We start from the raw sequence: 26969 nt of genomic DNA, 5'->3' as shown, positions 1-26969 counted from the left end.
CCGATTCCCCTCCTGACGTGACGACCGCCGCCTCCGCCCCCGAGGCCCCGGCGTCGGACCCCGCGATCGCCGTGGCCCCGCATCCACGCCAGGACGCGTTCTCCTTCGAGGTCGGCACCCGGCTGACCCACGCCGACGGATCCGCCTCGCTGGGACGCACCGGCACCATTCGCACCCCGCACGGGGACATCCGCACCCCGGCGTTCATCGCCGTGGGGACCAAGGCCACCGTGAAGGCCGTGCTGCCCGAAGCCGTGGCCGAGCTGGGGGCCCAGGCCGTACTGGCCAACGCCTACCACCTGTATCTGCAGCCGGGCTCGGACCTCCTCGACGCCGCCGGCGGGCTGGGGGCGTTCATGAACTGGCCCGGACCCACGTTCACCGATTCGGGGGGCTTCCAGGTGATGAGCCTGGGCTCGGGGTTCAAGAAGGTCATCGACATGGAAGGTGCCGCCGCCGCAGGGGGCGACGACACCGTGGCCCCCGGCAAGGAACGCCTGGCCAATGTCGACGAGGACGGGGTCTGGTTCAAATCCCACCTCAACGGGGACCGGCACCGCTTCTCCCCGGAGATCTCCATGGGCGTGCAGCACCGGATCGGCGCGGACATCATGTTCGCCTTCGACGAGCTGACGACCCTGCATAATTCGCGGGGCTACCAGGTCGAATCCCTGGAGCGGACCCGACGCTGGGCCGAACGCTGCATCATCGAGCACTTCCGGCTCACCGACGAACGTTTCCCCAAGCCCTACCAGGCGCTCTTCGGGGTCATCCAGGGCGCCCAGTATGAGGATCTGCGGCGCAAGGCCTGCCGGGATCTCGGGGACATGCCCTTTGATGGCTTCGGCATCGGCGGGGCCCTGGAGAAGGAGAACCTGGGCACCATCGTCGGCTGGTGTTCGGAGGAACTGCCCGAGGACAAGCCACGGCACCTGTTGGGCATTTCGGAGCCCGATGACCTCTTCACGGCCATCGAGAACGGTGCCGACACCTTCGACTGCGTCTCCCCCACCCGGGTGGCCCGCAACTCGGCGTTCTACACGGCCCACGGCCGGTTCAACCTCTCGGGACGCCGCTACCGCGCCGATTTCACCCCGCTGCAGGAAGGCTGCCGCTGCTACACGTGCACGCATTATTCCCGCGCCTACATCCATCACCTGTTCAAGGCGAAGGAACTGGTCAGCCACACGCTGATCTCGATCCACAACGAATACTTCGTGGTCTCGATGGTGGACCGGGCCCGTGAGGCGATCGAAGACGGTACCTTCGCCGCGTTGAAGGAGTCCACGCTGGCCGCCTATTACGCTGGCGCCCCCGACCCGCAGGGCCTCTAGGCAGGCCGGGGGCGGTACGTCCCGGCGAACCAAGCGCCCACCCCGAGGCCCACCGTGAGCACCAGCAGCACGGCGGGAATCGCTGCCCCCAGCACCGCCAGGGCCCACGGGACGACGGCGATCAGCATCAGTTCCGGCCCGTGGACGGCATGGCCGATGAGCGGCAGGGCGCCGCGGCCGAACATCTGGCGTTGCAACACCGCATCCCAATCCAGTTCGGGCCGGTAGGCCAGCCGCAGGGATCCTCCGGCCACGCCGATCCCGCAGAACACCCCGATTCCGATCAGCAGGATCCATTGTCCCGGCGCGCCCGGTCCGACCAGCGCCCACCCCAGGATGGCCCCGGCCAGTGCGCCCCAGGCGCTCAAGACGATCGCCGGAAGCAACCCGTGGGCCTTGCGCGCGGACTTCGCATCCAGGGGCAGCAGGGCGTCCAGCCCCGGCACCCGGGCCGCCTCGGCCGCCGCCACCCCGGCGGCCTGCCCGGCCAGGGTCGCCGATACCGCGATGGCCACGCATAGTACGACGGCGGTGCCCCCGCCGCGGGCGGTGACGGCCCCGGCCAGCAGGGCCAGACTGATCACCAGCCGGCCCCACACCGGACCGGTGCGCAGCAGGACCAGCGCTTCGGCCCGCAGCAGGGCCCCCACCGGGGCGCCGGTGAAGCGTGCGGGGATCATCCGGGGCCAGGGATCACGGACATGGCTGCGCCGGCGGGGGCCGTGGGCAAAGGAGCCCAGCAGCGACCGGGCGTCGAGCAGGGCCAGTGAGTTCCCCGCGTGTCCGCTGATTCCACCGGCCTCGAGCAGCTCCGAGGTGGGGATCCGCCCCAGCAACGGACGCACCACCGCCCAGCCCACCAGGGCCACCAGCAGCAGGGCCGCGGGGATGGCCCAGTTCCCCGTGGATGGCCACGCCGAGGGCAGGCCCGCCCAGATCCCCGGGGTCAGCAACCTGGCCGTTCCGGCGGCCCGGAGGATCGCGTCCACGGCGTAGGCTAGGACGATCAGGCCGCCCAGGACCCGGAGCCCCCTGCCGACCATCGGGCGCAGATGCAGGATCTGGCCGGCCGCCACCAGGAGTCCGACCAACACGAATTCGGCGCCCAGCGTGAAGCTGCCGGCGGCCAGTTCGCCCAGCGGCGGGCCGCTGAATCCGTTGTATGAGGCGGTTCCGGCGGAGAGGCCCAACGGCAGCCAGAGCACGGCGCCGACGATGAAGACCCAGACCAACCGGTTCCGCAGCTGCCGGGCGAGCATCGGCACCCGGTCCACCGGCAGCGAGAACCACCACAGGCCCTGGGCCCGGTCCACGGCCACCGGCCCCATCCGGCTCAGCAGGGACGCCACCCCCAGCAGGGCCAGCAGCAGCAGGGCCGAGCCGGCGTCGGCCCCCGGGACGACGGCGATGCCCTCGCGGACCAGGGATCCGGCGGCCGATGCGCGCATGCCCTGGGCCAGGAATTGGACGACGCCGGAGAGGTAGGCCAACAGGATGACGGCCCCGAAGAAGGTGATGTAGAAATCGCTCCAGCGGTCGGGCCGCTGCGCCCGACGGCGATCCCGGCGCAGCCGGTGGGTGGCCGCGACCGGGTCGAAGTCCGAGGGTGGGCCCCCGGGGACCCATGCTGGAAGGGACCGTCCCGCCCCGGAGGCGTGGACGCTCATGCTCCGCCGATGGCCGCGGCGCCTTCGGCTGCGGTGGCGAAACGCAGTCCCTCGTCGACGATCAGGCAATGGTCCACCACCGTGGTGAGCAGGATGGCGTCGTGGGTGACCAGCAGGACCGCCCCGCCATCGTCGATCCGGGCCCGCAACCTCACCGCGAGTTTCGCGCGCATCGGCGGGTCCAGTCGTTGTTCCGGCTCGTCCAGGACCAGTAGTTCGCTGGGCCGGATCATCCCGGCGGCCAGCAGCAGGCGGCGGCGTTGGCCCGAGGACAGGGCCCCGGGCAGGGCGTGGCGGGCCGTGGTGAGTTCGAAGAATTCCAGTTCCCGCTCCACGGCTTCCTGCCCGTCGGGGACCTCGTGCCCCGAGGCGATGAGCTGCAGGTGTTCCTCCACGGTGAGCGAATCGAAGAACGCGTCCTCGTCGAAGACCGCGGAGATCATCCGGCGGTGGATGTGGGAGGTGTCGTCGGTGAAGACCCCCAGCACCGAGGCCGTACCGGCCAGTGGGGGCTGACGGCCGATGAGGGTGCGCAACAGGGTGGACTTCCCCGCGGCATTCAGCCCGACGATCCCCAGGGCGTCTCCCCGGTCGAACACCAGATCCAGGGGTCCGCAGACTTCGAATTCGCCGTAACCGGCGACCAGTTCCCGGGCGGTCAGCAATGGGGCGTCCTGCGTATCCATACCGCCCAGCGTACCGGCCCCCGTCTCAGCTCCGGCTCTGGCCGTAGGTGGGTTCGTGGCGCTTGAACCAGCGGATCACCAGCGTGGTGATCGGCACAAAGAGGAACTCCACCCCCGTCTTGTAGACGAACCCCACCAGGACGTAGTTGATGAACTGTCCGGCGTCGGCGATGCCGATCACCGAGGCGGCGATCGAGCAGAAGATCAGGGTGTCGGCGAATTCCCCCACCCCGGTGGAGCCCATCAGCCGTCCCACCAGCCCCTTTTCCCCGAAGCGGTCCTTCATCTTCACCAGGACATATGAGTTCAGGGTCTGGCCGACCAGGAACCCGCACAGCGAGGCGGCCACGATCCGCCAGACCGGGCCCAGGGTCCGTTCCAGCTCCTGTTGACCGTGGTAGAAATCCGCGGCGGGCAACATGATGATCACCCAGAAGCAGAAGGTCGCGAACGCCGCCAGCAGGAAGGTGATGATGATCGCCCGACGGGCCGCCTTGAAGCCATAGACCTCGCTGACGACGTCGCCGAGGATGTACGCCAGCGGGAAGAGGAAGAAACCCCCGTCGGTGATGATCGGTCCGAAACTCACCCCCTTGGTCGCGCCGATGTTGGACAGGATGACCACCACGGCCATCAGGGCCAGCACGGCCGAGAAGTAGGGGCTTCCGGCGGAGGCGAAGACGGCCTGGCGGGCGCGTCCCGTCGTCGGTTCGGTGGGCATGGTGTTGACGGAGTCGCCGGAGGTGGCGGGCATGAGGTGGTTCCCCTTCTGGAAGTGGTTCGCCAGGCAGGGTGCTCCGGGTCGCCCCGGGTCCGCCGCCCGCTGTATTAGCACTTGACGCCTCCCATTCTCCCATGTCCACGGCCGGCCCGGGATTCCGGTCGCAAGCCGTGGACGAAATATATTTTGAACATGTTCAAAACTTGCTATGGTGGGCTTGATCCCGGCGATGACGAGGCAACGATGGAACCGAAGACCCATAAATCAGCCCTCACCCGGGCCCGGATCCAGACAGCCGCCCTCGCATTGTTCTCGCGCGACGGCTTCCACCGCACCACGATGCGTGCCATCGCGGCGGAAGCCGGGGTCTCCCCGGGCAACGCCTACTACCACTTCTCCTCCAAGGAGGATCTGGTCCAGGAGCTGGCCCGCGGGCTGATCGATGAACAGTTGCGTGCCGCCCGCCCACTACTGCTGTCGGGCAACAACCTGCAGGACAACATCCGGATCGTGCTGGATGCGGCCTTGGACGCGGTGGCCCCGTTCCACGATTTCGGTTCCGTGTTGATCCGCGCGGCGATGAGCCCCGACACCACCACCACGGCGGGTGTCACCCGGGCCAAGGAGTTCGCCCTGTGGCGCCAGGCGGTCGCCGCATCACTGCCCCGACCGCCCCTGGCGATCCGCGACGACCTGCCCGAGCTGCTCTGGTTGGTCCAACGCGGCCTGATCATCTTCTGGGCCTACGATTCCTCGCCCGACGCCGATCGCAGTCGCCGGCTGGCCGCGAATGCGGCGGCCCTGATGGCCCGCCTGGCCGTTCTGTCCAGGCTTCCGGTGGTCCGGCACATCATCGATGACGTGATCGGGGTCGTCCGCAACGTGCAACGCGACGAAACACCCTAAAATGAGAGCATGACTTCCACGCAACAGCATTCCTCCCCGGCCATCACGCTGACCATCGCCGGTTCCGAAGCCACCGGCGGGGCAGGGGCACAGGCCGACCTGAAGACCTTCCAGCAGCTGGGAACCTTCGGGATCACGGCCCTGACCTGCATCGTCTCCTTCGACCCGAAACAGGGGTGGGATCACCGTTTCGTTCCCGTGGAGCCCCAGGTGATCGCCGACCAGCTCGAGGCCATCCAGACCTGCTATTCCGGTCAGCTCGATACGGTGAAGCTGGGCATGATGGGCAGCCCGACCACGATCGACACGGTCGCGACCGCACTGCGGGCCCAGCAGTGGAAGAACGTCGTGCTCGATCCCGTCTTGATCTGCAAGGGCCAGGAGCCCGGACATGCCCTGGATACCGACCAGGCACTGAAATCCACGTTGCTGCCGCTGGCCACCTTCGTGACCCCGAACCATTTCGAGGCCGAATCCCTGTCGGGCATCACCATCGACAGCGTCGAGGACCTCGAGCGTGCCGCCCGCATCATCCACGAGGCCAGTGGTGCCGCGGTCCTGGCCAAGGGCGGAATCCGCCTGGCCGGCAGCGACGCCGTCGACGTATTCCACGACGGGACGACCACCGAGGTCCTGTCCACCCCCAAGATCGGCGAAGTCGCCGTTTCCGGTGCCGGATGCTCGCTGGCTGCCGCCGTCACCGCCGAGCTGGCCAAGGGGGCCACCCCGCTGGAAGCCGCCCGGGCCGCCAAGACCTTCGTCACCGCAGGTATCGAACACCGGATGGCCTCCCACGCGCCGTTCGACGCCCTCTGGCAGGGAGGCATCACCGCCTGACCGGCCCCGCGGCACGGTCGTGGCGACGACACCTCATCGAGGGGTCGTCGCCACGACTTTTTTGGCGGCCGCACCGGTCCTCGAGGTCCCTCCAGTGAACACTTTCCGCGGAAGTCCACACTTCGTGTGGTTTCGTGACACCGACTCATTGAAAGTTTGCGGCGACCAGCCCTCGGACCCTCCAGTGCCGACCTGCCGAGATCTGGGGTGTCATAGCCCCGCCCCGACTACCATCCGGTAGCAGCAAGGGCCTGCCCGAGCCGCTCGCGCACCCGCTCTTTTTTGACACCAAAACCGCGCCAACAGCGCCGTTCCGGCGCGATGGAAACTCTAAAGCAACTCCTTGACTTGTGACGACACTCACTTAGGCTATGGCGTGGGGCGCTCCGGGGTAACAGCCCCATCGGTGCCCCGAAACCGCCCAATCGGTTACAAGGAGCATCATGAATCACTCGCATCGGCCACGGCTGGCCCGTTCCGTCGTGGCTGCGGTCTCAGGCTTGGCCCTGGCCGCCACCATGTCGGTTCCCGCCAATGCCGCACCGAAAGACATCAATTCAACCCCCGGAAGCCAAGCAGAGGCCTTCGGGGGTTCCTCATTGGATCAACAGGACATCAAAACGCTGCAGGACCTGAAGGTTTCAGGGCCCATGGTCAGCAAGAAGGGCGAGGTCACCGCCTACGTCCAGTTCAGTGGCGAAGGCGCCTTCGCGGCCACCCAGCCCTCGAACGTGGCCCGCAGCAAGTCGGCCCCGGTCAAGAACAAGACCAAGGTCAAGCAGATCCGCAAGAACATCGAGTCGCAGGGTGCCTCCGCGGCGAAGGCCTCCAAATCGAAGGTCGTCTACACCACCACGAACGCCCTTCCCGGCGTCGCCCTGCGCGGGGACGCCGACGCCCTGCGCGCCCTGTCCAAACGTTCCGACGTCGTGAAGATCACCGCGATCGTGCCGAAGTCCCCGACCAACAAGGGCTCGGTCATCGACACCAAGGCACTCAACGCCTGGTCGGGTCTGGACCAGACCGGCGACGGGGTCACCATCGCCGTGCTCGACACCGGCGTCGACTACACGCATGCGGACTTCGGTGGTCCCGGCACCGTGGAGGCCTATAAGAAGGCACAGGCCTCCGACGACCTGCCCGGCCCCGACTCGGGGCTGATCGATCCGGATAAGTTCATCGGCGGTTGGGACCTGGTCGGTGACGACTACAACGCCGATCCCTCCTCCCCGACCTACCAGCCAGTCCCGAAGCCGGACGCCAACCCGCTGGACTGCCAGGCGGCAGGGCACGGCACCCACGTTTCCGGCAGTGCCGCCGGCTACGGGGTGGACGCCGAGGGCGGGACGTTCGACGGGGACTACTCCACGCTCGATGCCAAGGGCGTCTCCTCGATGAAGATCGGCCCCGGCTCGGCCCCGGAGGCCCAGCTCGTGGGCATCCGCGTCTTCGGCTGCGGAGGATCCTCCTCCGTGGTGGGCCAGGCCCTGGACTACGTCCTGGACCCCAACGGCGACGGCGACTTCAGCGACCGCGCCCAGATCGTGAACATGTCCCTCGGCTCGGACCACTCCCCCGTGGACGATCCGGAGAACGACATCGTCGATGCACTGGCGGAACTGGGGATCCTCTCGGTCGTCGCCTCCGGCAACGCCGGTGACGTGACCGACGTCGGCGGCTCACCGGGCAACGCCCGCTCCTCGCTGACCGTGGCCAACACGGTGGGCTCGAAGATCACCCTCGACGGGGCCAACGTCCTGACCCCCGATGACGTGGCCGGCACCGCCGCCGGACAGTATTCGGCCAGCTTCGACTACACCGATGCCTCCAAGGAGCAGCTCACCGGTGAAGTCGTCATGGCCGACCCCTCGAATAAGTTCGGTTGCGACGCCTTCCCGGCCGACACCGACTTCGACGGCAAGTGGGTCTGGATCCAGTGGGAGGAAGACGGCGACTTCCCCTGCGGTTCGGCAGCACGCTTCAACAACATCGAGGCCGCCGGCGGCGCCGGCGTCGTCCTGGATTCACCGCGCAGCGTGTTCGACGCCGGTATTGCCGGCAACGACAAGATCCCGGGCATGCAGCTCAATAAGGACTACTCCGAGAAGCTGCGTCCGGCCGCCGAAGCCGGCACGCTGAAGCTCGAGCTCGACAAGGACCTCATCGGAACCGCCTCCGGCGAATCCGGTGCCTTGGACACCTTGAACTCCAGCTCCTCTCGCGGGGTCCACGGTTCAAACGGCGTCGTCAAGCCCGACGTCGCCGCACCGGGCACGCTCATCGGCTCGGCAGGCGTGGGTACCGGAAACGGCCCGGCCGTGATGACCGGCACCTCGATGTCCACCCCGCTGACCGCGGGCATCGCCGCCCTGGTGGCCGGCTCCGGCAACTACAGCGCCTACCAGGTCAAGTCGATGGTGATGAACACGGCCACGGCCGACGTCACCGCCGATAACGGCGAGACCTTTGGTCCGAACCGCGTCGGCTCCGGTCGGGTGATCGCCGATGCGGCGATCAAGACCCCCGCCTACGCGTTCGCCACGGATGCCCCGGATCTGACGACGCTCTCGTTCGGCGTCGTGGAGATGGGCAAGAAGAAGATCAAGAAGACCAGCTCGATCACCGTGCAGAACACCTCCAAGTGGACCCAGCACTACCGTCTGGACTACGTGCCCTCGACCACGATCCCCGGCGCTTCGTATTCACTGAGCACCGATAAGGTCAGCATCCAGCCGGGCAAGTCCAAGAAGGTCAAGGTCACCCTGACGATCAAGCCCCAGAAGTTCGCCAAGACCATGGATCCGACCATGGAGAAGCAGCAGCTGGGCCTGAACCGCCAGTACCTCGCCGACGCCACCGGTCGCATCGAACTGCGCGCCAAGGGCCAGCCGGCACTGCGCGTTCCCGTCCAAGCCGCGCCCAAGGCGTCCAGCAACATGCGGGTGAAGGGCAACAACATCAAGACCAAGAAGGGCAAGGTCACCGCCCCGGTGAAGCTCAAGGGCAAGGGCCTGCTCACCGGCAACGGTGACGAGCGCGTCCTGTCCCTGGTCTCGGCGTTCGAGCTCGGTGCCACCAGCAAGAAGCTGCCCAAGGCCATCGACGAGATCCCGGGCGCCCGCGCCATGGATCTGCAGTATGTCGGTGCCGCCTCCGATGCCCCGACCAACGGGGTCTCCGACGGTCTGCTGAACTTCGGTATCAGCACCTACGGCAACTGGGCCCACCTGGCCGGCGGGACGGAGATCAACGTGGAAATCGACACCAACGGGGACGGCAAGCCCGACTTCGTCACGTTCAACACCAACGTCGATGGCCTCGATCTCGATCTGGCGGCAACGCAGGACCTGAAGACCGGTGAGCAGGTCGACCTCTGGCCGACCAACGGCCTGACCGGTGAGACGGACTCCAACACGTTCGACACCAGTGCCGTGAGCCTGCCGGTTTCGTTGGATGCCCTCGGGGTGTCCGAGGATTCTTCGGGCCAGGTCCAGTACCGGGTCAGCACGTGGAGCCAGTACAACGCCGATGAGTCCGGGGCCCAGGTCCCGGTCGACACCACCGACTGGATCGCCTACAACGCGGTCGATCCGGATCTGTGGTTCGAGGGCGCCGGAACCGGGACGGCCTTTGCCGACCTGCCGGGCCAGAAGCTCACGGCACACGTCCAGGACTACTCCAACGCCTTCCCGAAGAAGCGGATGATGGCGAAGAAGAAGGCCAACCAGGAAGAGGGCTTGTTCCTGCACCTGCACAACAAGACGGGCAAGAAGGCCCAGGTCGTGACCTTCACCAAGAAGTAACGGCTACATGAAAGCAGGGGCCGGCGGATTTCGATCCGCCGGCCCCTCCTTCATGAGCACCTGCTGTGTTGCGTTGGATCCGGCCGACCCGCGTTGCCTGCCGGGGACAGCTCAGCGGCCGGGCCTCCAGCCGAAGTCCGGGTCCCGGCGTTCCAGGAACGCGGCCACCCCCTCGTCGATATCGGGCCCGGCGGCCATTTCCGTCCAGGCCGTCTCCCAGGCACCGGCCAGCTCCGCCGGGTCCGTGGCCGGGTCGGTGGCCCGGTCGATGAGCTCCTTGGTGGTGTGCATCGAGTACCGCGACCGTGCGGTGAGCTCGGTGAACAGCTCCCTGACGGAGTCCTCGAACCCGTCGGCGGGTACGACCTCGGCGACCAGTCCCATCTCCCGGGCCCGCGGGGCCCCGAACGTCCGGGCGCTCATCAGCACGTATTTCGCCGTGGCCGGGCCCAGCAGCCGCACCAGGCGGTCGATGCCGGCCCGCGGGTAGATGATCCCCAGTTTGGCGGGGGTGATCCCGAAGGAGGCGTCGGTGGAGGCGAAAATGAAATCGCAGGCCGAGGCCAGCTGCCATCCCCCACCCATGCAGTGGCCCTGGACGACGGCGATGGTCGGCTTGCCGACCCGGGCGAGTGCCTGGTCCGCGGCGGTGAGGTGGTCGGTCCTGCCGTCCTGGTCCAGGATGACGTCGCGCAGCTCCCCGATGAACACCCCGGCGCTGAAGGTTCCCCCGGTCCCTCGTACGGCGACCACATCCACATCGGGGCGGTCATCCAGATCGGCCGCCGCGGCGGCGATGTCCTGGCACATGCCCCGGGTCAGGGCGTTGCGCTTGGTGGGGTTGACCAGCGTGATCGTGCCGACCCCTGCCTCGACGCCGACGGTGATCCCTGGACCGCTCGGCGCCGCGGCCTTCTCGGGGGTCTTCATGACCTGGTGCTGGACGGGCGCAGCTTCACGTTGATCTGCTTGGTCTGGGTGAAGCCTTCGAGCATGCCCTCCAACGAGACCTCGCGTCCCATGCCCGACTGCTTATACCCGCCGTAGGTCTGTCCGACTACCTGGCCTCCGCCCTGGTTGACCTGGACCCAGCCGGCCTGCAGCGAATGTGCGGTGTCCAGGGCGCGGTCCAGATCGTGGCTGAAGACATAGGCGGCCAGCCCGAAGTGGGTGTCGTTGGCCATTTCGATGACTTCCTCGCGGGTGTCGAAGGGGATAGCCATGAGCACCGGCCCGAAGATCTCTTCACGGGCCAGCCGGAAGTCGTTGCGTCCCCCGCCGAAGACGGTGGGCACATGGTAGAAACCACGGGTCAGTTCACCTTCGGTGGGGGCGCTGCCGCCCAGGAGCGTTTCCAACCCGCCCATCGAGCGGCCCTCGTCGAGGTACCCCGTGATCCCGGCATGCTGTTTGGCGTTGATGACCGCACCCATGTCGCTGGCTTCCTCCAGCGGGTCCCCGACCTTCATGGCGCCCAGTCGCGGCACCAGTTCGGAGAGCACCTCGTCGTACACCTCCCGGTGGATGAACAGCCGCGATCCGGCCGTGCAGCTCTGGCCCTGGCGGGCGAACCGCGAGGCGAGCAACAGCTGGTCCACCAGCTGGTCGTCCACGGCATCGGGGAAGACGATCGAGGGGTTCTTGCCGCCGAGCTCCATGGACATGTGGGCCAACCGTTCCCCGGCCTGGGCGGCGACGCCGCGGCCGACTTCGGTGGATCCGGTGAAGGAGACCTTGTCCACCCCCGGATGTTTGGCCAGCGCGTCGCCGATGACCGCCCCGCGACCGGTCAGCGCATTGAGCACACCGGCGGGCAGGTGCCGGTTGCAGACCTCGGCCAGTTTCAGGATCGTCAGCGGGGCGTCGTCGGCGGCCTTGAGGATCACGGTGTTCCCGGCGGCCAGGGCCGCCGGGATCTTGAAGCCGGCGATCATCAGCGGCGAGTTCCACGGCAGGATCGCGGCGACGACCCCCAGCGGTTCGCGCCGGGTGTATTGCAGCTGGTCATCGCCTGCGGGCAGGGTGGTGCCCTTGGATTCGCCGGCCACGCCGGAGAAGTAGCGGAAGAGGGAGACCAGGGAAGCGACTTCGGGACGGGCCTGGGTGCGGATCGCATTGCCGGTGTCCAGGGCGGTCAGCCGCGCGAATTCCTCGGTCTCCGCCTCGATGTCATCGGCGATCAGTGCCAGCGGGCGGGCCCGCCTGGTGAAGTGCTGGGCGGCCCATCCCCCGAATGCCCGGCGTGCGGCACCCACCACGCGTTCGACGTCGTCCACGGTGGAGGCGGGCACCCGGGCGATGACCGATTCACGCAAGGCCGGGTTGGTGACGTCGCGCCACTGCCCGGAGACCGAGTCCACGCGCTCCCCGTCGATCCACTGCGGCCAGTCCAGGATGTCGGCGCCCGTGGAGCGCGAGGCCTCCACGGAGGTGCCGGCGGCCTCGTTCGTGGCCGCGCGGGCAGCCGCCTGGGGGTCGGTGCCGGCGGCGCCGTTCGTGGTGGGCGGGGTGGTGTTCTGGCTCATGCTGCGCCTCCGATGGTCGATGTGTCGTTATCGCCGGTTGTGTCGTGATGGGTCCCGTCGACGAGCTGGACGATCGCCGAACAGTCCAACCCCTGCGTCCCATCCTGCATCAGAGTCTCGGACATTGACGAGACCTGTTCGGTCAGCACCCGCTCGGTGTTGGCCTGCCTGCCTGTCAGCGGTGATGCGGAGAGAGTCCCCCGCCCATGACCAGCATCACATGCTGCTACGGTGCACTCAAGCACCAAAAAGGCATAAGCGTTGTGCAGATATGCACATACCCGATGGATACGAGCCCCCATGAACAGATCCCCCAGCCCCGATGACCTGCTGATCCTGCTGACGGTCGCGCGGTTGGGTCGCTTCACCGCGGTGGCCGAGGCCCTGGAGACCACACACACCACGGTGTCCCGCCGCATCGCCGCCCTGGACCGGCAACTGGATGGCCGGACCCTGGATCGGACCTCCACCGGGTGGGAGCTGACCGATCTGGGGCACCATGCGCTCCGGGCCGCGGAATCGATCGAGTCGAGCCTGACGGAGCTCAAATCGGCGGTCAGCCAGCGCGGGGAGGAGGTGTCCGGCGTCGTGCGCGTCCATGCCTCCGATGCCTTCGGTGCTTATATCGCCGCACCGGCGATCGCCCGACTCCAGCAGGAGCACCCGCGGCTGAAGGTCGAACTGCTCAGTGCCACCCGTCGGGCCAGCCGCAACCGTTCGGGGGTCGATCTGGAGGTCGTCGCCGGGCGGGTGGAGGATTCGCGGGCCGAAGTCATGGTCCTCACCAGATACTTCCTCCGGTTGTTCGCCAGCCCCGCGTACCTGCACGACGCCGGAGAACCGGCGACCCTGACGGACCTGGCCCGGCACCGTTTCGTCTCCTACGTCGATTCGGAGCTGCAGGTCGCGGAGCTGGACTACCGCTCCTCCGGGCTACCGGTCCCGGCGGCGGCCTTCCAGGCCACCAGCATCTTCGCCCAGCTGCAGGCGGTGCGCGCCGGCGGGGGCATCGGCATGCTGCCTTCCTACGTGGTCCACCAGGACCCGGGGTTCGTTCCGGTCCTGGCCGATGACTTCGAACGGGGCATCACCTACTCGGCGGTGGCCCGTACGGAGTCGCTGCGCTCGCCCGGCGTGAAGGCGGTCGTCGAGGCGCTCCTGACAGAGACCCGGGGCCGTCGCCAGGCGCTCCGGTCCTGACCCTCCCCCGGGGTCAGCGCGGCAGGGCCCTTCATGACGCCGCCGCCTCCGGGGGGCGGGTGTCCATCCGGCAGTGGTACCGGGTTAGTCGTCCGCATCCTTGGAGTTCGTCAGGACGTCCCCGCTACCGGCATCGATCTGCACCTCGTGCTTGGCGCCGGCGTCGTCGATCAAATCGCCTTCCCAGACGGTCGTGCCGTGCTCGTCATCGAGGCCGAGTTCGGTGATGCGGGCATCCGGGACGGCATCGCGGAACTTCGCGGCAGCCTCCTTGAAGTCAACCTTGGCGGCGTCGACCCGATCCTGGTGCTTTTGCCGATCCTGCTCGTCGTCGTCTTCCGTGGAAGGCGAGCCGATCACGCTGCCGTCGTCGGCGGAGATGTCGACTTCGTGTTCGGTGCCATCGGAGGTCACGACCTGGACTTCCCACCGGGTCCCGTTCTCCTCGGTTTCAATCGATATCACCGTACTGTCGGAGACTTCCTCGAGGGCGGCGTCGCCGGCGTCCTCCAAGGAGATGCCCTCGCTGTCGGTGCTGCTGCCCGAAGCGCCCGCTTCATTGCCGGCGTCCGAGGATGGGGACATGGCCGGCTGGCTGGAGGACTCCGCTTCCGGGCTGGGTGCGGCGGAACCGTCATCTCCGGAGCCACCACCGGAACAACCGGCCAGTGCGAGCATGGTGACGGCCGAGACTGCGACGAGCTGCCGGGGGCCCCGAAGCCGTGCCGTGGTGCGTGGCGCTCCGGCCTGAATGCTCTCAAGATCCTTGGACATTTCGCCCTCCAATACTCAACGTGCTTGAACCGGCCAAACTACGCCGCCCGTCGACCAACGTCCAGTCATTTCGCTCGCGGCCGGATCCCCTGGCCACCCTTAGACCGGAAGTTCCCCCGCCCCCTTCAGGCTCTTCATCACGATCGTCGAGGTCAGCTTCTCCACTCCGGCCAGCCCCACCAGGACCTCGTCATAGAACTGCTGGTAGCTGGAGAGGTCGGTGGCCATGACCTTGAGCAGGAAGTCAGGTTCCCCGAATAGTCGTGAGCCCTCAACGATTTCCGGGATGGATGCCACCTCGTCCTCGAAGGCATACATGTTCTGCCGATCCTTCAGGGTGACGAACACCAGGGCCTGGAAGCCCAGCCCGATCCGGGGCGCGTCGAGGATCGCCCGGTAGCCCGAAACGACTCCGGCGGCTTCAAGGTCACGAAGTCGACGGTGACAAGGGGCGACGGTCAGACCCACTTCCGCGGCCAGGGCCGTGACGGTCATCCGACCATCCTGTTGAAGCAGGCGCAAAATATTTCTATCTATATCGTCAATCACGCAAGAACCTTATCGTGAGGCGCGTCGTTTCCTCGAAAAACGGTAAGCACTTTTGGGGCGGAGTTTCCTAAGCTTTCCCCGAAGAGCAACACGACCACCAGGAGCGCCTCATGGACCCACATCTGATCCTCGGATTCGCCGCCATGTCCGTCGCCCTGGCCCTGACGCCGGGCGCCGACTGGGCGTATGCGATTTCCTCCGGACTCAGCGGGCGAAGGATCGCCCCTGCCGTGGGTGGCCTGCTCAGCGGGTTCATGGTCCACACCCTGCTCATCGTCGCTGGTCTTGCGGCATTGGTCATTGCCCTGCCCCAGTTGCTGGCCGCCCTGACGCTTGTCGGTGCCGCCTATTTGATCTGGCTCGGTGTCTCGACCACCCGCTCCTGGCGCGACGCCGGCTACACCAGTGCCGCCGAGGGGGCCCAGCCCCCGCCCGGGAACGGCAGCAGCTTCCTGCGCGGGCTGGGCACCAGCGGAACCAACCCCAAGGCCCTGTTGCTCTATCTGGCCCTCATCCCGCAATTCATCGATTTGAATGCCGGGCTGCCGGCGCCGGTGCAAACCGGCATCCTGGGGATCTCCCATATCCTGGTTTCCGCCGTCGTCTACACCGGCGTCGCCCTCGGCGCCCGCCGTCTGCTGGCCAGCCGCCCGACAGCAGCCCGCATCGTCACGCTCTCCAGTGGCGTGATCATGCTGGGCCTGGGCGCCTTGTTGCTCGGTGAGCAGGTCATCAACCTCACGGCCGGCTAGCCGCGGGTTCCGCCCGGCTTCGTCCAAGGGCGCCGAGGCCCGGCGGGTTCCGTCGTGAGCGACGGCTCAGGGGCAGGGCTTCCAGGTCCTGCCACCGGGCGCGTAGCAACGAGGTCCGGTATATCCCGGATAGGGGGTGCCGGTCTTCTTCGGCACCTTCCTGGTGGCCGGAGGCGCAGCAGGAGCCTGCGCCGGCGCCTTCCGCGTTCTCCGCTTCGCTGCCTCGCGGGCTTCCTTGGCCTGGGCAGCCTGGCGGGCCACCCGTTGTCGTTCGGCGATCCGGGCCTTCTCCTGCCGGGCTGCCTCCGCGGCGGCAGCCCGGCTCGCCGCAGCGGCCTGTTGCGCGGCAACCGCCGCTGCCTTGGCCTCGGTCTTCTTCCGTGCTTCGGCTTTGGCCTTGGCCTTGGCCTTCACGGCGGCTTCGTGTTCCCGGGTCACCAGCAGCTGCCGGCGTTCCTTCAGGATGCCCTCCTGCCGGGTGGCTGCCGCCGTGGCCTTGGATAGCCGCGGAGCCAGTTTCCCGGCCACCACGGAACCAACGACGGCACGGACCGCGTCTCCGGAGTCATCGGTCCGGCCCAGCAGCAGATCGGCCGCCTTTCCCGCAGCAAGGGCCGTTGCCGCACCGGACAGGAGCCCCGAGGCCTCGGCAGAGGTTTGCGCGGTCGCCGTCGGAACCGTTGCCAGCTGGTCGATGGCCGATTCGATCTGAGCGGGAACGGTGCATTCGACCGTTGCACTAAAAAGTCCCGTTTCCTCCTCGAGCGCTTCCTGTTGGGCCGCGAGGACCTCGTCGTGGAAGCGGTGGTTGGGCTCGAACAGGACGGCCACCCCCAGGCCTTCGCGGGCGATGTCCGCATTGACCAGGTCCCCGTCCAGATAGACGCCGGCCAGGGTGCGATCGTAGCGATCGGTACGTTCGACGTCGTACTCGAGGTGGACCCCGGTTCCGGCAGGAAGCCGCTGGCGCAGATACTCGGTGGCCTCGGGGCCCAGGCACTGCACCGGGGTGTTGGGCTTCTTGGTCTCGGGGGTGTCGACGTTCAGCAGTCGGATGGTCTCCTCGGTTCCGTCGAGTGAGGCCACGAGGGTATCGCCGTCGACCACCCGGACCACGGTGGCATCCGCCCCGGAGCTGGACGGGGTGTCCACCGCCGCCGACCCGCCGGAGGTGCAGCCCGACAGGGCAACGGCGACCGCCACGGCAGCCACGACGAACCGCGGGCTCTTCCGCCATGGCGACGGGGTCACCGGATTCCGGACCGACATTGGTCTCCCCCCAGGATTGCCCGCACGCTTCGAATGGTTCAAAGCATAACCCCGGTGCGACCGATCACGGCTTCTTGTTCTTGCCGCCCCCGTCATGGCTCCTGCCGTGCTTCTTCTCTTTTTCCTTCTTCTTCTTGGCTTCTTCCTTCTTCTTCTGTTCGGCCTTCTTTTTCTGCTCGGCCTTCTTCTCGGCCGCCTTGCTCTTTTCGGCGGCCTTGCTCTTCTCGGCGGCCTTGCTCTTCTCCGCCGCCTTGCTCTTTTCAGCGTCTGCCTTGGCCTTCTGCGACGCGGCCGCACGCTCCTGGGCGGCCCGCTGCTCGGCAGCCCGCTGTTCCGCGGCGGCGCGTTCTGCGGCGGCCTTCTGCTCGGCCGCGCGTCGTTCGGCAGCGAGTTTGGCTTCTTCCTTCTTCTTCTTGTCCTCGGCCTTCTTCTTGGCCACCAGCTTGGTGTGGACGCCTTCGACTTCACCCAGGCGCTTCTTCGCCGCGCTGACGGTTCCGGAGATCTCCTTTTCCCACCGGGCCTTCTCGGAGGCATAGACCACGGCCTGCGCGGTACCTTCCTTGACGTCCATGCCGGTCAGCGATTCCTTGGCCGATTCGCCGTCCTTGAGCACCGATTTCAGGTCGTCGATCATGTCCTCGGCGGATTCGATGCTGCTCGGCGGGGCCTTCGACACGGACTGCATCCGCTTCATGGCCGGTTCCACCGTGGCGGCGATGGTGCATTTTTTGGAACCGTCGAACAGTCCCTTGCCCTGCTCCTGGGCGGAATCCTGGGCCTCCAGGACGCGGTCGTAGTAGGGGTTGTTGGGGCTTTGCTTTTCCGCGACGGCAAATCCTGCCTTGGCCATCTCCGCGTTGACGAAGTTGCCGGCGGAGAACGCCGCCGCCATGTTCTTCCTGCGCTTGGGAGGCATGTCGTCGTCGTATTCCAGACGGACCTTCTTGCCCTCCGGCAGCATCGTCTTCAGGTGTTCGGTGGCCTGGTCACCGAGGCATTCGGCATCATCGCCGGCGGCCGGGGCCAGGACGTTGAGCAGATCAACCGTCTTTTCCTTGCCGTCGACGTCGGCGATGAAGGTATCGCCGTCGAGCACCCGGACGACGACCCCGCCGAATTCAGGGACGTGGTTGTCCTTGAAATTGATGCGGCAGCCGGCCAACGACGACGTGACGACGAAGACTCCGACGACAACGGCCGCGGCCCTCTTCAAGGGGCGGTTGTTCAAAAGCGATGGATCCACCATGCGCTGGCCTCCAGTGGGTTGCGGGTGGTGTGACCACGGGCCGTGGACTACCGAATGTAGTACCACGGACCGGGATAGGCCAAGGCCACCCAACAAGTACGACGGCGGCCCGGTGGGCCACCCGGATCTATCGTCCGAGGCGCGCCGATGGCGCTAATGGTTGCGGAGGGGCGGGGTTGGACCCCGTTTCCGCGCATCCCGGGCGTCGGAGCGGGGCACAGCCGGGATGACATTCCACAAGGATTTTACCGTGGATCGACCGACAACCCCACATCGGCATGGTGCGCCGCCCTCAGGAGGCATGGGCCGGGGTGCTGAAGGCGGCCGCCGAACGCAGCGTGGCTTCCGCCTCCACGGGGTTGATCCGCGCCAGGGTCATCCCCGCGGTCAACAAGGCGAAGAGCAGACGGGCCCGCTCGTCGATCCGGGTTTCGGCCTGGGCGTCCGGTCCCTCCGGCGGGGCCTGATCCACGGCGGGCGCCGGCAGGTCACGGCGCAAGGCGGCAGCGAAGGCCCCGGTCACTTCGACCCGGTAGGCCTCCATGGCGGTACGCACCGCTTCGTCACGGCTGTTGCGTCCCGATGAGGCGGTGAGCAACAGGCATCCGCGCTGTGGGCCGACTTCCCCGCACACGGCATCGGCCAGGGAATCGAAGTAGGCGCCAAGCCCCGCGGCCCCGTCCCGGGCCGTGACCAGGACCTCGAGCCGGGGCCGGACCACCTGGTCCAGATAGCTCTGCACTGCCGCGTCGAAGAGCCCCCGCTTGGAGCCGAAGGCGTTGTAGATGCTCGAGCGGCCCAACCCCGTGGCCCGCTCCAGTTCGGGCATGGCCGCGGCATCGTAACCCGCGACCCAGAAGACGTCCCGGGCCGCTTGGATGACCTCATCCACGTCGAATGCCTTGCTCCGTGCCATGTGTCTCCTTCCGGCCCCGTCGAATCCCCCGGCATTGCGCTCGGGGTGAACTTCGCCTCAAAATGTTTATTTTGTATCGATCGTTCTAATATTATAGACCTATCGCAGTCAGCGATACCACCGACTTCAAGGGAGCAATTCCATGACTTCCAGTACACAGATCCAGCTCGCCCAGCGCCCCACCGGGTGGCCCGACCACGAGAACTTCCGCACCGCCGTCGTCGATCTTCCGGCATTGGGCGAAGGCGAGGTACGGGTCGCCAACGACTTCATCTCCGTCGACCCCTACATGCGCGGCCGGATGAACGACAACACCGGATCCTACATCCCCCCGTTCAACGTCGGCGAGGTCATGGGAGGCGGGGCCGTCGGCCGCGTCATCGAGAGCCGCGACGATTCGCTGGCCGAAGGCACCCTGGTCCTGCACGACCTGGGCTGGCGGGATGTCGCCCAGGGCCCTGCCGCAGGATTCCGCGCCGTACAGGAACTGCCGGGCCTGCCGGCGTCGGTCTACCTGGGCGCGTTGGGCATGACCGGCCTGACCGCCTGGGTCGGCCTGCTCGAGATCGCCTCCATGAAGGAAGGTGACACCGTCTTCGTCTCCGGTGCCGCCGGGGCCGTGGGGACGATGGTCGGCCAGATCGCCCGGCTCAAGGGCGCGGCCCGGGTCATCGGTTCGGCGGGCAGCCCCGAGAAGATCGAACTGCTGACCTCCAAGTACGGGTTCGATACCGCCTTCAACTACAAGGACGGCGATATCGCCGGCCAGCTGGCAGCAGCCGCCCCCGAAGGCATCGACGTCTACTTCGACAACGTCGGCGGCGAGCACCTCGAAGCAGCCCTCGGCACCCTGAAGACCGGTGGACGGGTGGCCCTGTGCGGGGCCATCTCGCAGTACAACATCACCGAGCCCGAGGCCGGCCCACGGAACATGGCCAACCTGATCACCAAGGGCCTGCGCCTGCAGGGCTTCACGGTCGGGAACTACACCGAGCACCTCCCGGCCTTCGCCGAACAGGCAGGGGCCAGGCTGGCGGCCGGGGAGCTCGTCTTCGACGAGACCGTGGTCGAGGGACTGGATCACGCGGTCGACGCGTTCCTGGACCTGATGCGCGGCGCCAACACCGGCAAGATGGTCGTCAAGCTCTAGCCGACACCATCCCGGGGCCCCGGCCTCCCCACCGCGGGGAGGCCGGGGCCGGATTCACGCGGTGACCACGGGCAGGTCGGACCATTCGGTGGTGTAGCGGGGCGAAGCGAATTCGCGTTTCATCGTCCAGGCCGCCGGTTCGGCCAGCCCGGCATGGCCCAACCCGATCGCCGCCTGTCCGAAACGGGCGCGCACATCCCCGAGCAGCGTCCCCATCCGGCGCTCCTCCCCCTCGGCCGTGAAGGCCTCGAAAGCCGCCTGGCCATCCGCCGGCTCCAGGCCCGAGAGCACCACCCCGGCCCGCACGTACCGCATCCCGGGGACCAACCGTTCCCGCATCGCCGCGACGGCGGTCCGGGTGAGCACGATCGGATCCTGCGTCGGCGCCGACAACCTCACGCCCACCACCGGATTCGCCCCCGGTGCTTCCGCGGATCCGGCAAAGCGGCTGACCCCGGCACTGACGGTGAGCATCGTGGCCCGCAATCCCTCGGCAGCCATCCGCGCGGCCCCGCGTTGGGCGTAGAGCGCCATCACCTGGTCCATGTCCGAGGCGGTGGTCACCGGGGTGGAGAAACTACGCGAGAACATGATCTGCGCCTTGTCCGCCCGCTCCTCGACCTCGGGAATGCACGGTGTGCCGTTGAGTTCAAGCACGGTGCGCTGCAGCACCACCGAGAACTTCTTGCGGATCACCAGCGGGTCCGCCGCCCGCAGATCGGCGATCGTTTCGATGCCCAGGGCGTTGAGGCGTTGCCCGTTTCTGGCCCCGACACCCCACAGCCCGGTGACGGGGACGCGTGATTGGATGCGGTGGATCTCCTCCGGCGGGACGCTGTCGAGTGAACAGACCCCACCCAGACCGGGGTTGTGCTTGGCCACGTGGTTGGCGAACTTCGCCAGGGTCTTGGTCGGGGCGACCCCCACGCAGACCGGGACCCCGACGTTGCGCCACACCGCTTCCCGGATCCGGCGCGCGCTGTCCCGCAGCCACGATTCGTCCCCCGGTAGCCCGATGAACGACTCGTCGATCGAGTAGACCTCCTGCCAGGCGCCGAACCGTCCGATGACCTCCATCACGCGGGACGACATGTCACCGTAGAGCTCGTAGTTGCTGGAGCGGGCCACCAGCCCCATGCCCTCCGCGCTCCCGGCGACCTGGAACCACGGGGTGCCGGTCTTGATGCCGAGCTGCTTGGCTTCGGGTGACCGGGCGACCACGCAGCCGTCGTTGTTCGAGAGCACGACGACGGGACGGCCTTCCAGTCGCGGGTCGAAGGCCCGCTCGCAGGAGACATAGAAATTGTTCACGTCCACCAGTGCCATGCGCCCGCGTCCGGGACCCGGCTCAGACATGGTGCAGGCAGCGGGTGACCACGCCCCAGACGGTGAGGTCCTCCAACGCCCGGACCATGACCGGACCGGTCGCGGGGTCGTCGGTGCGCAGCCAGACCCCATCGGCGTCGATGCCCAGGCGCCGGATGACCATTTCGGCCTCCAGGACGGCGATGACGACCCGGCCGTCGCGCACCGGAAGGGAGCGGTCCACGATCACCTCGTCCCCGTCGCAGATGCCCGAGGCGGCCATCGAGTTCCCCGCCACACGCATGATGAACGTGGACGTCCTATCGCGGATCAGATGCCGGTTCAGGTCGATCCCACCGTGGAAGTAGTCGCGGGCCGGGGACGGGAAGCCGCTGGCCTGGCGTTCCGCCGTCGGCCCGCCGGTGGCCTCATCCCCGCCGAAGGTGCCGGGCGGCGGGACATGCACGGGCTCCTGACCGAACACGACACCCCCCTGGAATAGAACAAACTTTCGATGACCAGCGTAGCATCACCGGCCCCGGTTCCCGAGCCGCCGTCGGGCACCAAAAAACCGGTCCCGATCGCAGGGATCGGAACCGGTTTGGTGGGCGGCGGAGCCTAGGCGTCGACGGTGATGACCGTGACGACGGGCTTGCGGCGCAAGGCGCGGTCGGACCAGCGCACCAGGGCCTGGGAGATCGCCCGTTCCGCGTCCGGCCCGGTCTTGACGCCCTTGAGTCCGTTGAGGGTCTTCTCCACGATGCCCACGGCCTTGCCGAGGTCCTTATTGGAGAAGCTGAAGCCCACCGGGAAGAACTCGGGGTCCTCCTCCAGGGCGCCGGTCGCCGGGTCCACGATGGCCAGCACGGTCAGCGCGCCGTCCTCGGCCAGACGGATGCGGTCCTGCAGGGACTCCTCCGTGGCCGCGCCGGCGACCATGTTCTCGACGTAGACGTAGTCGGCGGCGACGTTGCCCGAGACGCGGGCGACGCCGTCCTTGAGGTCGACGGTCACGCCGTCCTCGAGGACCAGTGCATTCTTGGGATCCACCCCGGTGCGCACCGCCAGTTCGGCGTTGGCCTTCAGGTGGCGGTGTTCGCCGTGGACCGGCATGACGTTCTTCGGGCGCACCAGATTGTAGCAGTACACCAGTTCGCCGGCCGAGGCGTGCCCGGAGACGTGGACCTTCGCGTTGCCCTTGTGCACCACGTTGGCGCCGAGCTTCGTCAGGTCGTTGATCAGGCGGTAGATCGAGGTCTCGTTGCCCGGGACCAGCGAGGAGGCCAGCAGGACGGTATCGCCTTCGATGAGGTCGATGATGTGGTCCTGGTTGGCCATGCGGGCCAGTGCGGCCATCGGTTCACCCTGCGAACCGGTGCAGATGATGACGACCTTCTCCGGCGCCATCTTGTCGACCTCCTTGAAGTCCACGAGCACGTTGCGCGGGATCTTCAGGTAGCCCAGCTCGCGGGCCGTGCCCATGTTGCGGACCATCGAACGGCCCACGAAGGCGACCTTGCGGCCGTACTTATGGGCGGAGTCGATGACCTGCTGGATGCGGTGCACATGCGAGGCGAAGGAGGAGACGATCACGCGGCGCGGGGCGGTACGCATGACGTTGTCGATGGCCGGCAGCAGATCGGCTTCGGCGGCCATGAAGCCCGGGACCTCGGCGTTGGTGGAGTCCGGCAGGAACAGGTCCACGCCTTCCTCGCCCAACCGGGCGAAGCCGGCCAGGTCGGTGATGCGGCGGTCCAGCGGGAACTGGTCCATCTTGAAGTCGCCCGTGGCCAGCACGGTGCCGGCACCGGTGCGGATCGCCACGGCCAGGCCGTCGGGGATGGAGTGGTTCACGGCCAGGAACTCGAGGTCGAAGGGACCGAACTTCTTGCGTTCGCCTTCCTTGACCTGGACCACGTTGGGCTTGATCCGGTGTTCCTGCAGCTTGGTCTTCACGAAGGCCAGCGTCAGCCGGGCGGAGATCAAGGGGATGTCGGCGCGTTCACGCAGCAGGTACGGGATGCCGCCGATGTGGTCCTCGTGGCCGTGGGTGAGCACGAGGCCCACCACATCGTCCAGGCGGTCGCGGATCGCCGAGAAGTCCGGGAGGATGACGTCGACGCCGGGGTGCTGTTCCTCGGGGAAGAGGACGCCGCAGTCGACGATGAGCAACTTGCCACCGTATTCGAAGACGGTCATGTTGCGGCCGATCTCTCCCAGGCCGCCCAACGGCATGACACGCAGGGCTCCCTTGGCGAGTGCGGGCGGGGTCTGGTGCTGCTTTTTTCTCAAGAGTGTCCGTTCTCTGTGCTGTTCTGGTTTCTTCGGTATCCGGCCGGCAGCGTCAGGTGAACAGTCGACGCCGGAGCGAACCGGGAAAATCAAGGGCTTCAGCGACCCACGGGCGGCAGAAGCATATCTACCTCGACTTTACCACCGCTTCGGCGCTACGCCGCCGTCGGGCCCCGCGCAGCAGCGACCCCGCGCGCTTCCGGAGGAGGAATCGTGCGGTGGACCGGTTATTCGGCGGGGTCCTGCACCAGATGCCTGCCCAATGCCTCGCGCTCGTCATCGGTCAACGCGCGGGAGGCCGCACCGTCGGCCGCCAACGGGACGATGACCGTGGTGCCCACGAACACGGTCGTCCCGTCCTGGACGCCGGTGTGTCGCAGGGTGAAGGATTTCGTCCCGATGCGCTCGATGCCCAGGCCGATGGTCATCGACGGGATGTATTCGGCCTGGGCCAGGTAGTCCACGGTCATCGAGGCGACGACCACCCCCATCAGCAACCGGGCGAACCCGTCCTCGGTGCGGATCCACCGCACCCTGGCTTCCTCCATGAGGGTGACGATGCGGGCGTGGTTCAGGTGGCCGTTGGCATCCTGATCCGACCAGCGCAAGGCAATGGTGACGTCCGTGGAACTCATGGCCCCACCCTACCGGGGCCGCTGGCGGCTAATAGACGACGTCGAAGACCCAGACCGCCAACGTCATGGTGGTCAAAGTGGTCAGGACCAGCGAGATGACGTTCAGCCAGATGCCGGCCTTGAGCATGTCGGAGATCTCGACGTAGCCGCTGGAGTAGGCGATGGCATTGGGCGGGGTGGCCACCGGCAACATGAAAGCACAGGTGGCGGCGATGGCGACGGGAACCACCAGGAGCATCGGGTCCAATCCCAGCCCGACGGCGACCCCTCCGATCAGCGGCAGGAACGCGGCCGCGGTGGCCGTGTTGCTGGTCAGTTCCGTCAGCCCCAACACGATCAGGGCCACGGCGGCGATCAGGACCACCACCGGCAGGAAGCCCAGGCCGTCCACTTGTTCGCCGACCCATTTGCTTAGGCCGGTTTCGGTGAATTGAGCCGACAGGGCCAGCCCGCCGCCGAAGAGCAGCAGGATGTCCCAGGGCAGTTCCTTGGCACTGCCCCAGTTCAGCAGCGGGACGCCCTTGCGCAGGTTCGCCGGGATGATGAACAGGGCCACGGCGACGCACATCGCAATGACGGCATCCTCGATGGAGGTATCGGGCCACAGCAGCGGCACGGTGATCCAGGAGGCCGCGGCGAGCACGAAGATCGCCAGGACCAGTTTCTCCCCGACGTTCATCCGGCCCAGCTTCTTGTACTCATCGGAGATGAGCTGGCGGCCGCCGGGGATCTCGCTGATCTCGGGCTTGAAGATCACGAAGGTCAGCAGGTACCAGGCCACCGCCATGAAGACGACCGACATGGGAACGCCCACCAGCATCCACTGTCCGAAACCGACATGGATGTCGTGGGCCTGTTGCAGATAACCCACCATCAGGGCGTTGGGCGGGGTCCCGATGACGGTGCCCAGCGAGCCGATGGAGGCGGAGTAGGCGATGCCGAGCATCAGGGCGATCCCGAATTTCGGGGGTACCTTCTTCTCATCGCTCATCCGCGCGGTCAACGCCAGCACCGACATCCCGATGGGCAGCATCATCACCGCCGTGGCGGTGTTGGACACCCACATGCTCATGAACCCGGTGGCGATCATGAACCCGCCGATCAGCTGGCGGGGCTTGGTCCCCACCAGCAGCACGGTGGCCAGCGCGATCCGCCGGTGCAGGTTCCACCGTTGCAGGGCCAGGGCGAGCATGAAGCCACCCATGAACAGGAAGATGATCGGATTCGCATACGGTGCCGCGGCATCGCCCATTCCGGCGACGTTGAGCATGGGGAACAACACGAGCGGAAGCAGCGCGGTGGCGGCCAACGGGATCGCCTCGGTCATCCACCACAGGGCCATCACGGTCGCCACCGCGGCGGTGAACCGGGCGGGTTGGGCCAGATCGCCGGGCAGCAGGAAGAAGACGACGACGGCCAGCACCGGCCCGGCGAAGAGACCGATCCGCTTGCGCATCAACACGGCCGGGCTTTGGGCGGATTCGCGCAGCCCGGGCGCCTGTTCGGCGTCGTCCTCCGCAGTGGCGTCCGGGGCATCGTTCGGACGGGTATCCGGTTCGTTTGACGGCGTTGTCATCACGGTCCTTCTGCTGGCGCGGACGGGATGGTTCGGTCCCGTCCGCCCACTATCTCCGATACGGGCTCTTCTGCCCAGAGCACCACGCGGGCCGGCGCGGACTTCAGGAACGCAATGCCGCCAACGCGAACCCCACCATCTCGGTGAAGGTCTCCTCGCGTTCCTGCGCAGTGAGATCAGAGCTGCCCGGGCTGCCATCGGAGACGGTGCCCAGCATCAGGGTCTCGATCTTTTCCCGCATGCCCACCGCATACAGGGCGGCGGCTTCCATCTCGACCGCCAGGGTGCCGGCCTCGACGAGCCGGGCCATGGCCTCGGGGTCGCCGTTGTAGAAGTCGTCGCTGGTCAGCACGGAGCCGACATGGACCGTCTTCCCGCTGTCCTCCCCATGGGCGACGGCGGCACGCAACAACCCGAAATCGGGGGTGTGGCTGATGTGGACACCGGGGAAACGCACCGCGGTCATCGCCGAGGTGGTGTGGGCTGCGGCGGCGGCGATGACGTCCCCGACCTTCAGCTGCGGTTGCATGCTGCCCACGGTGCCGACCCGGATGATCCGCTTCACCCCGTAGAACCTGGCCAGTTCGGTGGCATAGATGCTGATCGAGGGGCTTCCCATGCCCGAGGCCATCACCGACACCGGCTGGCCGTCGACGGTTCCGGTGTAGCCCTGGATGCCACGGACCTCGGTGACCAGGCGCGGGTCCTCCAGGAAGGTCTCGGCGATGCGCTGGGCGCGTCGCGGATCCCCGGGCATCAGCACGTGGGGTGCGAAGTCGCCGGGTTCTGCTGAGATATGCGGGGTGGCCATGACTCTCCTGGA

24 protein-coding genes are annotated in these 26969 nt (G+C 67.3%); 7 read left to right on the top strand and 17 right to left on the bottom strand.

Features of this window, described 5'->3' with window-relative positions; genetic code table 11:
• Positions 1-17: 17 nt before the first annotated feature.
• Entirely contained in the window at positions 18-1334 is a 1317-nt protein-coding gene (gene tgt, locus AC3ZI9_RS02630) for a tRNA guanosine(34) transglycosylase Tgt (RefSeq protein WP_444554216.1), read from the top strand.
• Here the strand turns inward: tgt and AC3ZI9_RS02625 are convergent.
• Genes AC3ZI9_RS02625 through AC3ZI9_RS02615 form a run of 3 tightly spaced genes read right to left on the bottom strand, consistent with a single transcriptional unit; the run spans position 1331 to position 4441 of the window.
• The gene (locus AC3ZI9_RS02625; protein WP_444554192.1) at positions 1331-3001 is read right to left on the bottom strand and encodes a DUF6297 family protein; all 1671 of its coding nucleotides are present in this window, start codon (positions 2999-3001) and stop codon (positions 1331-1333) included. The genes tgt and AC3ZI9_RS02625 overlap by 4 nt on opposite strands.
• On the bottom strand, positions 2998-3687 hold the full coding sequence (locus tag AC3ZI9_RS02620; RefSeq protein ID WP_443384289.1) for an ABC transporter ATP-binding protein: 690 nt from the start codon (positions 3685-3687) through the stop codon (positions 2998-3000). Before AC3ZI9_RS02620 ends, AC3ZI9_RS02625 begins: the two co-directional genes overlap by 4 nt.
• A gap of 25 nt (positions 3688-3712) precedes the next feature.
• Entirely contained in the window at positions 3713-4441 is a 729-nt protein-coding gene (locus AC3ZI9_RS02615) for a queuosine precursor transporter (protein WP_443384288.1), read from the bottom strand.
• Between the two features lie 159 nt (positions 4442-4600).
• On the opposite strand from AC3ZI9_RS02615, the gene AC3ZI9_RS02610 reads away from it, so the two are divergent.
• From AC3ZI9_RS02610 to AC3ZI9_RS02600, 3 genes are all read left to right on the top strand, one after another.
• On the top strand, positions 4601-5314 hold the full coding sequence (locus AC3ZI9_RS02610; RefSeq protein WP_443384287.1) for a TetR/AcrR family transcriptional regulator: 714 nt from the start codon (positions 4601-4603) through the stop codon (positions 5312-5314).
• Between the two features lie 9 nt (positions 5315-5323).
• Positions 5324-6151, top strand: a complete 828-nt coding sequence (locus AC3ZI9_RS02605; protein WP_443384286.1) for a hydroxymethylpyrimidine/phosphomethylpyrimidine kinase — start codon at positions 5324-5326, stop codon at positions 6149-6151.
• 443 nt (positions 6152-6594) lie between these two features.
• The gene (locus AC3ZI9_RS02600; protein ID WP_444554193.1) at positions 6595-9954 is read left to right on the top strand and encodes a S8 family peptidase; all 3360 of its coding nucleotides are present in this window, start codon (positions 6595-6597) and stop codon (positions 9952-9954) included.
• A 111-nt stretch (positions 9955-10065) separates the two neighbouring features.
• Here the strand turns inward: AC3ZI9_RS02600 and AC3ZI9_RS02595 are convergent, their stop codons facing one another.
• Genes AC3ZI9_RS02595 through AC3ZI9_RS02585 form a run of 3 tightly spaced genes read right to left on the bottom strand, consistent with a single transcriptional unit; the run spans position 10066 to position 12604 of the window.
• Positions 10066-10884, bottom strand: a complete 819-nt coding sequence (locus tag AC3ZI9_RS02595; protein ID WP_444566631.1) for an enoyl-CoA hydratase/isomerase family protein — start codon at positions 10882-10884, stop codon at positions 10066-10068.
• The gene (locus AC3ZI9_RS02590; protein WP_444566630.1) at positions 10881-12479 is read right to left on the bottom strand and encodes an aldehyde dehydrogenase family protein; all 1599 of its coding nucleotides are present in this window, start codon (positions 12477-12479) and stop codon (positions 10881-10883) included. The genes AC3ZI9_RS02595 and AC3ZI9_RS02590 overlap by 4 nt, the downstream gene beginning before the upstream one ends.
• Positions 12476-12604 (bottom strand): hypothetical protein, encoded by a 129-nt coding sequence (locus AC3ZI9_RS02585; protein ID WP_443384065.1) that lies wholly within the window; start codon positions 12602-12604, stop codon positions 12476-12478. Before AC3ZI9_RS02585 ends, AC3ZI9_RS02590 begins: the two co-directional genes overlap by 4 nt.
• 175 nt (positions 12605-12779) lie before the next feature.
• Here AC3ZI9_RS02585 and AC3ZI9_RS02580 point away from each other — a divergent pair, with 175 nt between their 5' ends.
• Positions 12780-13679, top strand: coding sequence for a LysR family transcriptional regulator (locus tag AC3ZI9_RS02580; RefSeq protein WP_443384064.1), 900 nt, complete (start codon positions 12780-12782; stop codon positions 13677-13679).
• Positions 13680-13763: 84 nt separating this feature from the next.
• Here AC3ZI9_RS02580 and AC3ZI9_RS02575 read toward each other — a convergent pair whose 3' ends face one another.
• Positions 13764-14453 carry a PepSY domain-containing protein gene (locus tag AC3ZI9_RS02575; RefSeq protein WP_443384063.1) on the bottom strand — a complete coding sequence of 230 codons (690 nt, stop codon included), beginning with the start codon at positions 14451-14453 and terminating at the stop codon, positions 13764-13766.
• Positions 14454-14552: 99 nt separating this feature from the next.
• Positions 14553-15002 carry an Lrp/AsnC family transcriptional regulator gene (locus AC3ZI9_RS02570; RefSeq protein WP_443384062.1) on the bottom strand — a complete coding sequence of 150 codons (450 nt, stop codon included), beginning with the start codon at positions 15000-15002 and terminating at the stop codon, positions 14553-14555.
• A gap of 110 nt (positions 15003-15112) precedes the next feature.
• Between AC3ZI9_RS02570 and AC3ZI9_RS02565 the strand changes: the two genes are divergently transcribed.
• A complete protein-coding gene (locus AC3ZI9_RS02565; protein ID WP_444566628.1) occupies positions 15113-15754 on the top strand; it encodes a LysE family translocator in 642 nt (213 codons plus the stop codon).
• A 66-nt stretch (positions 15755-15820) separates the two neighbouring features.
• On the opposite strand, the gene AC3ZI9_RS02560 is transcribed toward AC3ZI9_RS02565, so the two are convergent.
• The 3 genes from AC3ZI9_RS02560 to AC3ZI9_RS02550 all read right to left on the bottom strand — a co-directional run bounded on the left by AC3ZI9_RS02560 (position 15821) and on the right by AC3ZI9_RS02550 (position 19188).
• On the bottom strand, positions 15821-17023 hold the full coding sequence (locus tag AC3ZI9_RS02560; RefSeq protein WP_489923808.1) for a thermonuclease family protein: 1203 nt from the start codon (positions 17021-17023) through the stop codon (positions 15821-15823).
• A 64-nt stretch (positions 17024-17087) separates the two neighbouring features.
• Positions 17088-18272, bottom strand: a complete 1185-nt coding sequence (locus tag AC3ZI9_RS02555; RefSeq protein WP_444566626.1) for a thermonuclease family protein — start codon at positions 18270-18272, stop codon at positions 17088-17090.
• 292 nt (positions 18273-18564) lie between these two features.
• On the bottom strand, positions 18565-19188 hold the full coding sequence (locus AC3ZI9_RS02550) for a TetR/AcrR family transcriptional regulator (RefSeq protein ID WP_443384058.1): 624 nt from the start codon (positions 19186-19188) through the stop codon (positions 18565-18567).
• A gap of 142 nt (positions 19189-19330) precedes the next feature.
• On the opposite strand from AC3ZI9_RS02550, the gene AC3ZI9_RS02545 reads away from it, so the two are divergent.
• Complete coding sequence (locus AC3ZI9_RS02545) at positions 19331-20338, top strand: NADP-dependent oxidoreductase (protein WP_444566625.1); 1008 nt, start codon at positions 19331-19333, stop codon at positions 20336-20338.
• A gap of 54 nt (positions 20339-20392) precedes the next feature.
• On the opposite strand, the gene AC3ZI9_RS02540 is transcribed toward AC3ZI9_RS02545, so the two are convergent.
• The 6 genes from AC3ZI9_RS02540 to deoD form a co-directional block, all read right to left on the bottom strand.
• Entirely contained in the window at positions 20393-21694 is a 1302-nt protein-coding gene (locus AC3ZI9_RS02540; RefSeq protein WP_444566624.1) for a Y-family DNA polymerase, read from the bottom strand.
• Entirely contained in the window at positions 21687-22109 is a 423-nt protein-coding gene (locus AC3ZI9_RS02535) for a LexA family protein (RefSeq protein WP_443384055.1), read from the bottom strand. Before AC3ZI9_RS02535 ends, AC3ZI9_RS02540 begins: the two co-directional genes overlap by 8 nt.
• 152 nt (positions 22110-22261) lie before the next feature.
• Complete coding sequence (locus AC3ZI9_RS02530) at positions 22262-23878, bottom strand: ribonuclease J (RefSeq protein WP_443384069.1); 1617 nt, start codon at positions 23876-23878, stop codon at positions 22262-22264.
• A 284-nt stretch (positions 23879-24162) separates the two neighbouring features.
• Positions 24163-24570 (bottom strand): acyl-CoA thioesterase, encoded by a 408-nt coding sequence (locus AC3ZI9_RS02525; RefSeq protein ID WP_444561328.1) that lies wholly within the window; start codon positions 24568-24570, stop codon positions 24163-24165.
• A gap of 28 nt (positions 24571-24598) precedes the next feature.
• Positions 24599-26146: an SLC13 family permease gene (locus AC3ZI9_RS02520; RefSeq protein ID WP_444566622.1), complete on the bottom strand. Its 1548-nt coding sequence runs from the start codon at positions 26144-26146 to the stop codon at positions 24599-24601.
• A gap of 103 nt (positions 26147-26249) precedes the next feature.
• Complete coding sequence (gene deoD, locus AC3ZI9_RS02515) at positions 26250-26957, bottom strand: purine-nucleoside phosphorylase (protein WP_444566621.1); 708 nt, start codon at positions 26955-26957, stop codon at positions 26250-26252.
• Positions 26958-26969: the final 12 nt, after the last annotated feature.

The sequence above is a fragment of the Arthrobacter sp. AOP36-F1-5 genome, from assembly GCF_058137995.1.
Note: the sequence above shows the minus strand (reverse complement) of the source record. Positions and strands in the feature narration are given on the sequence as shown.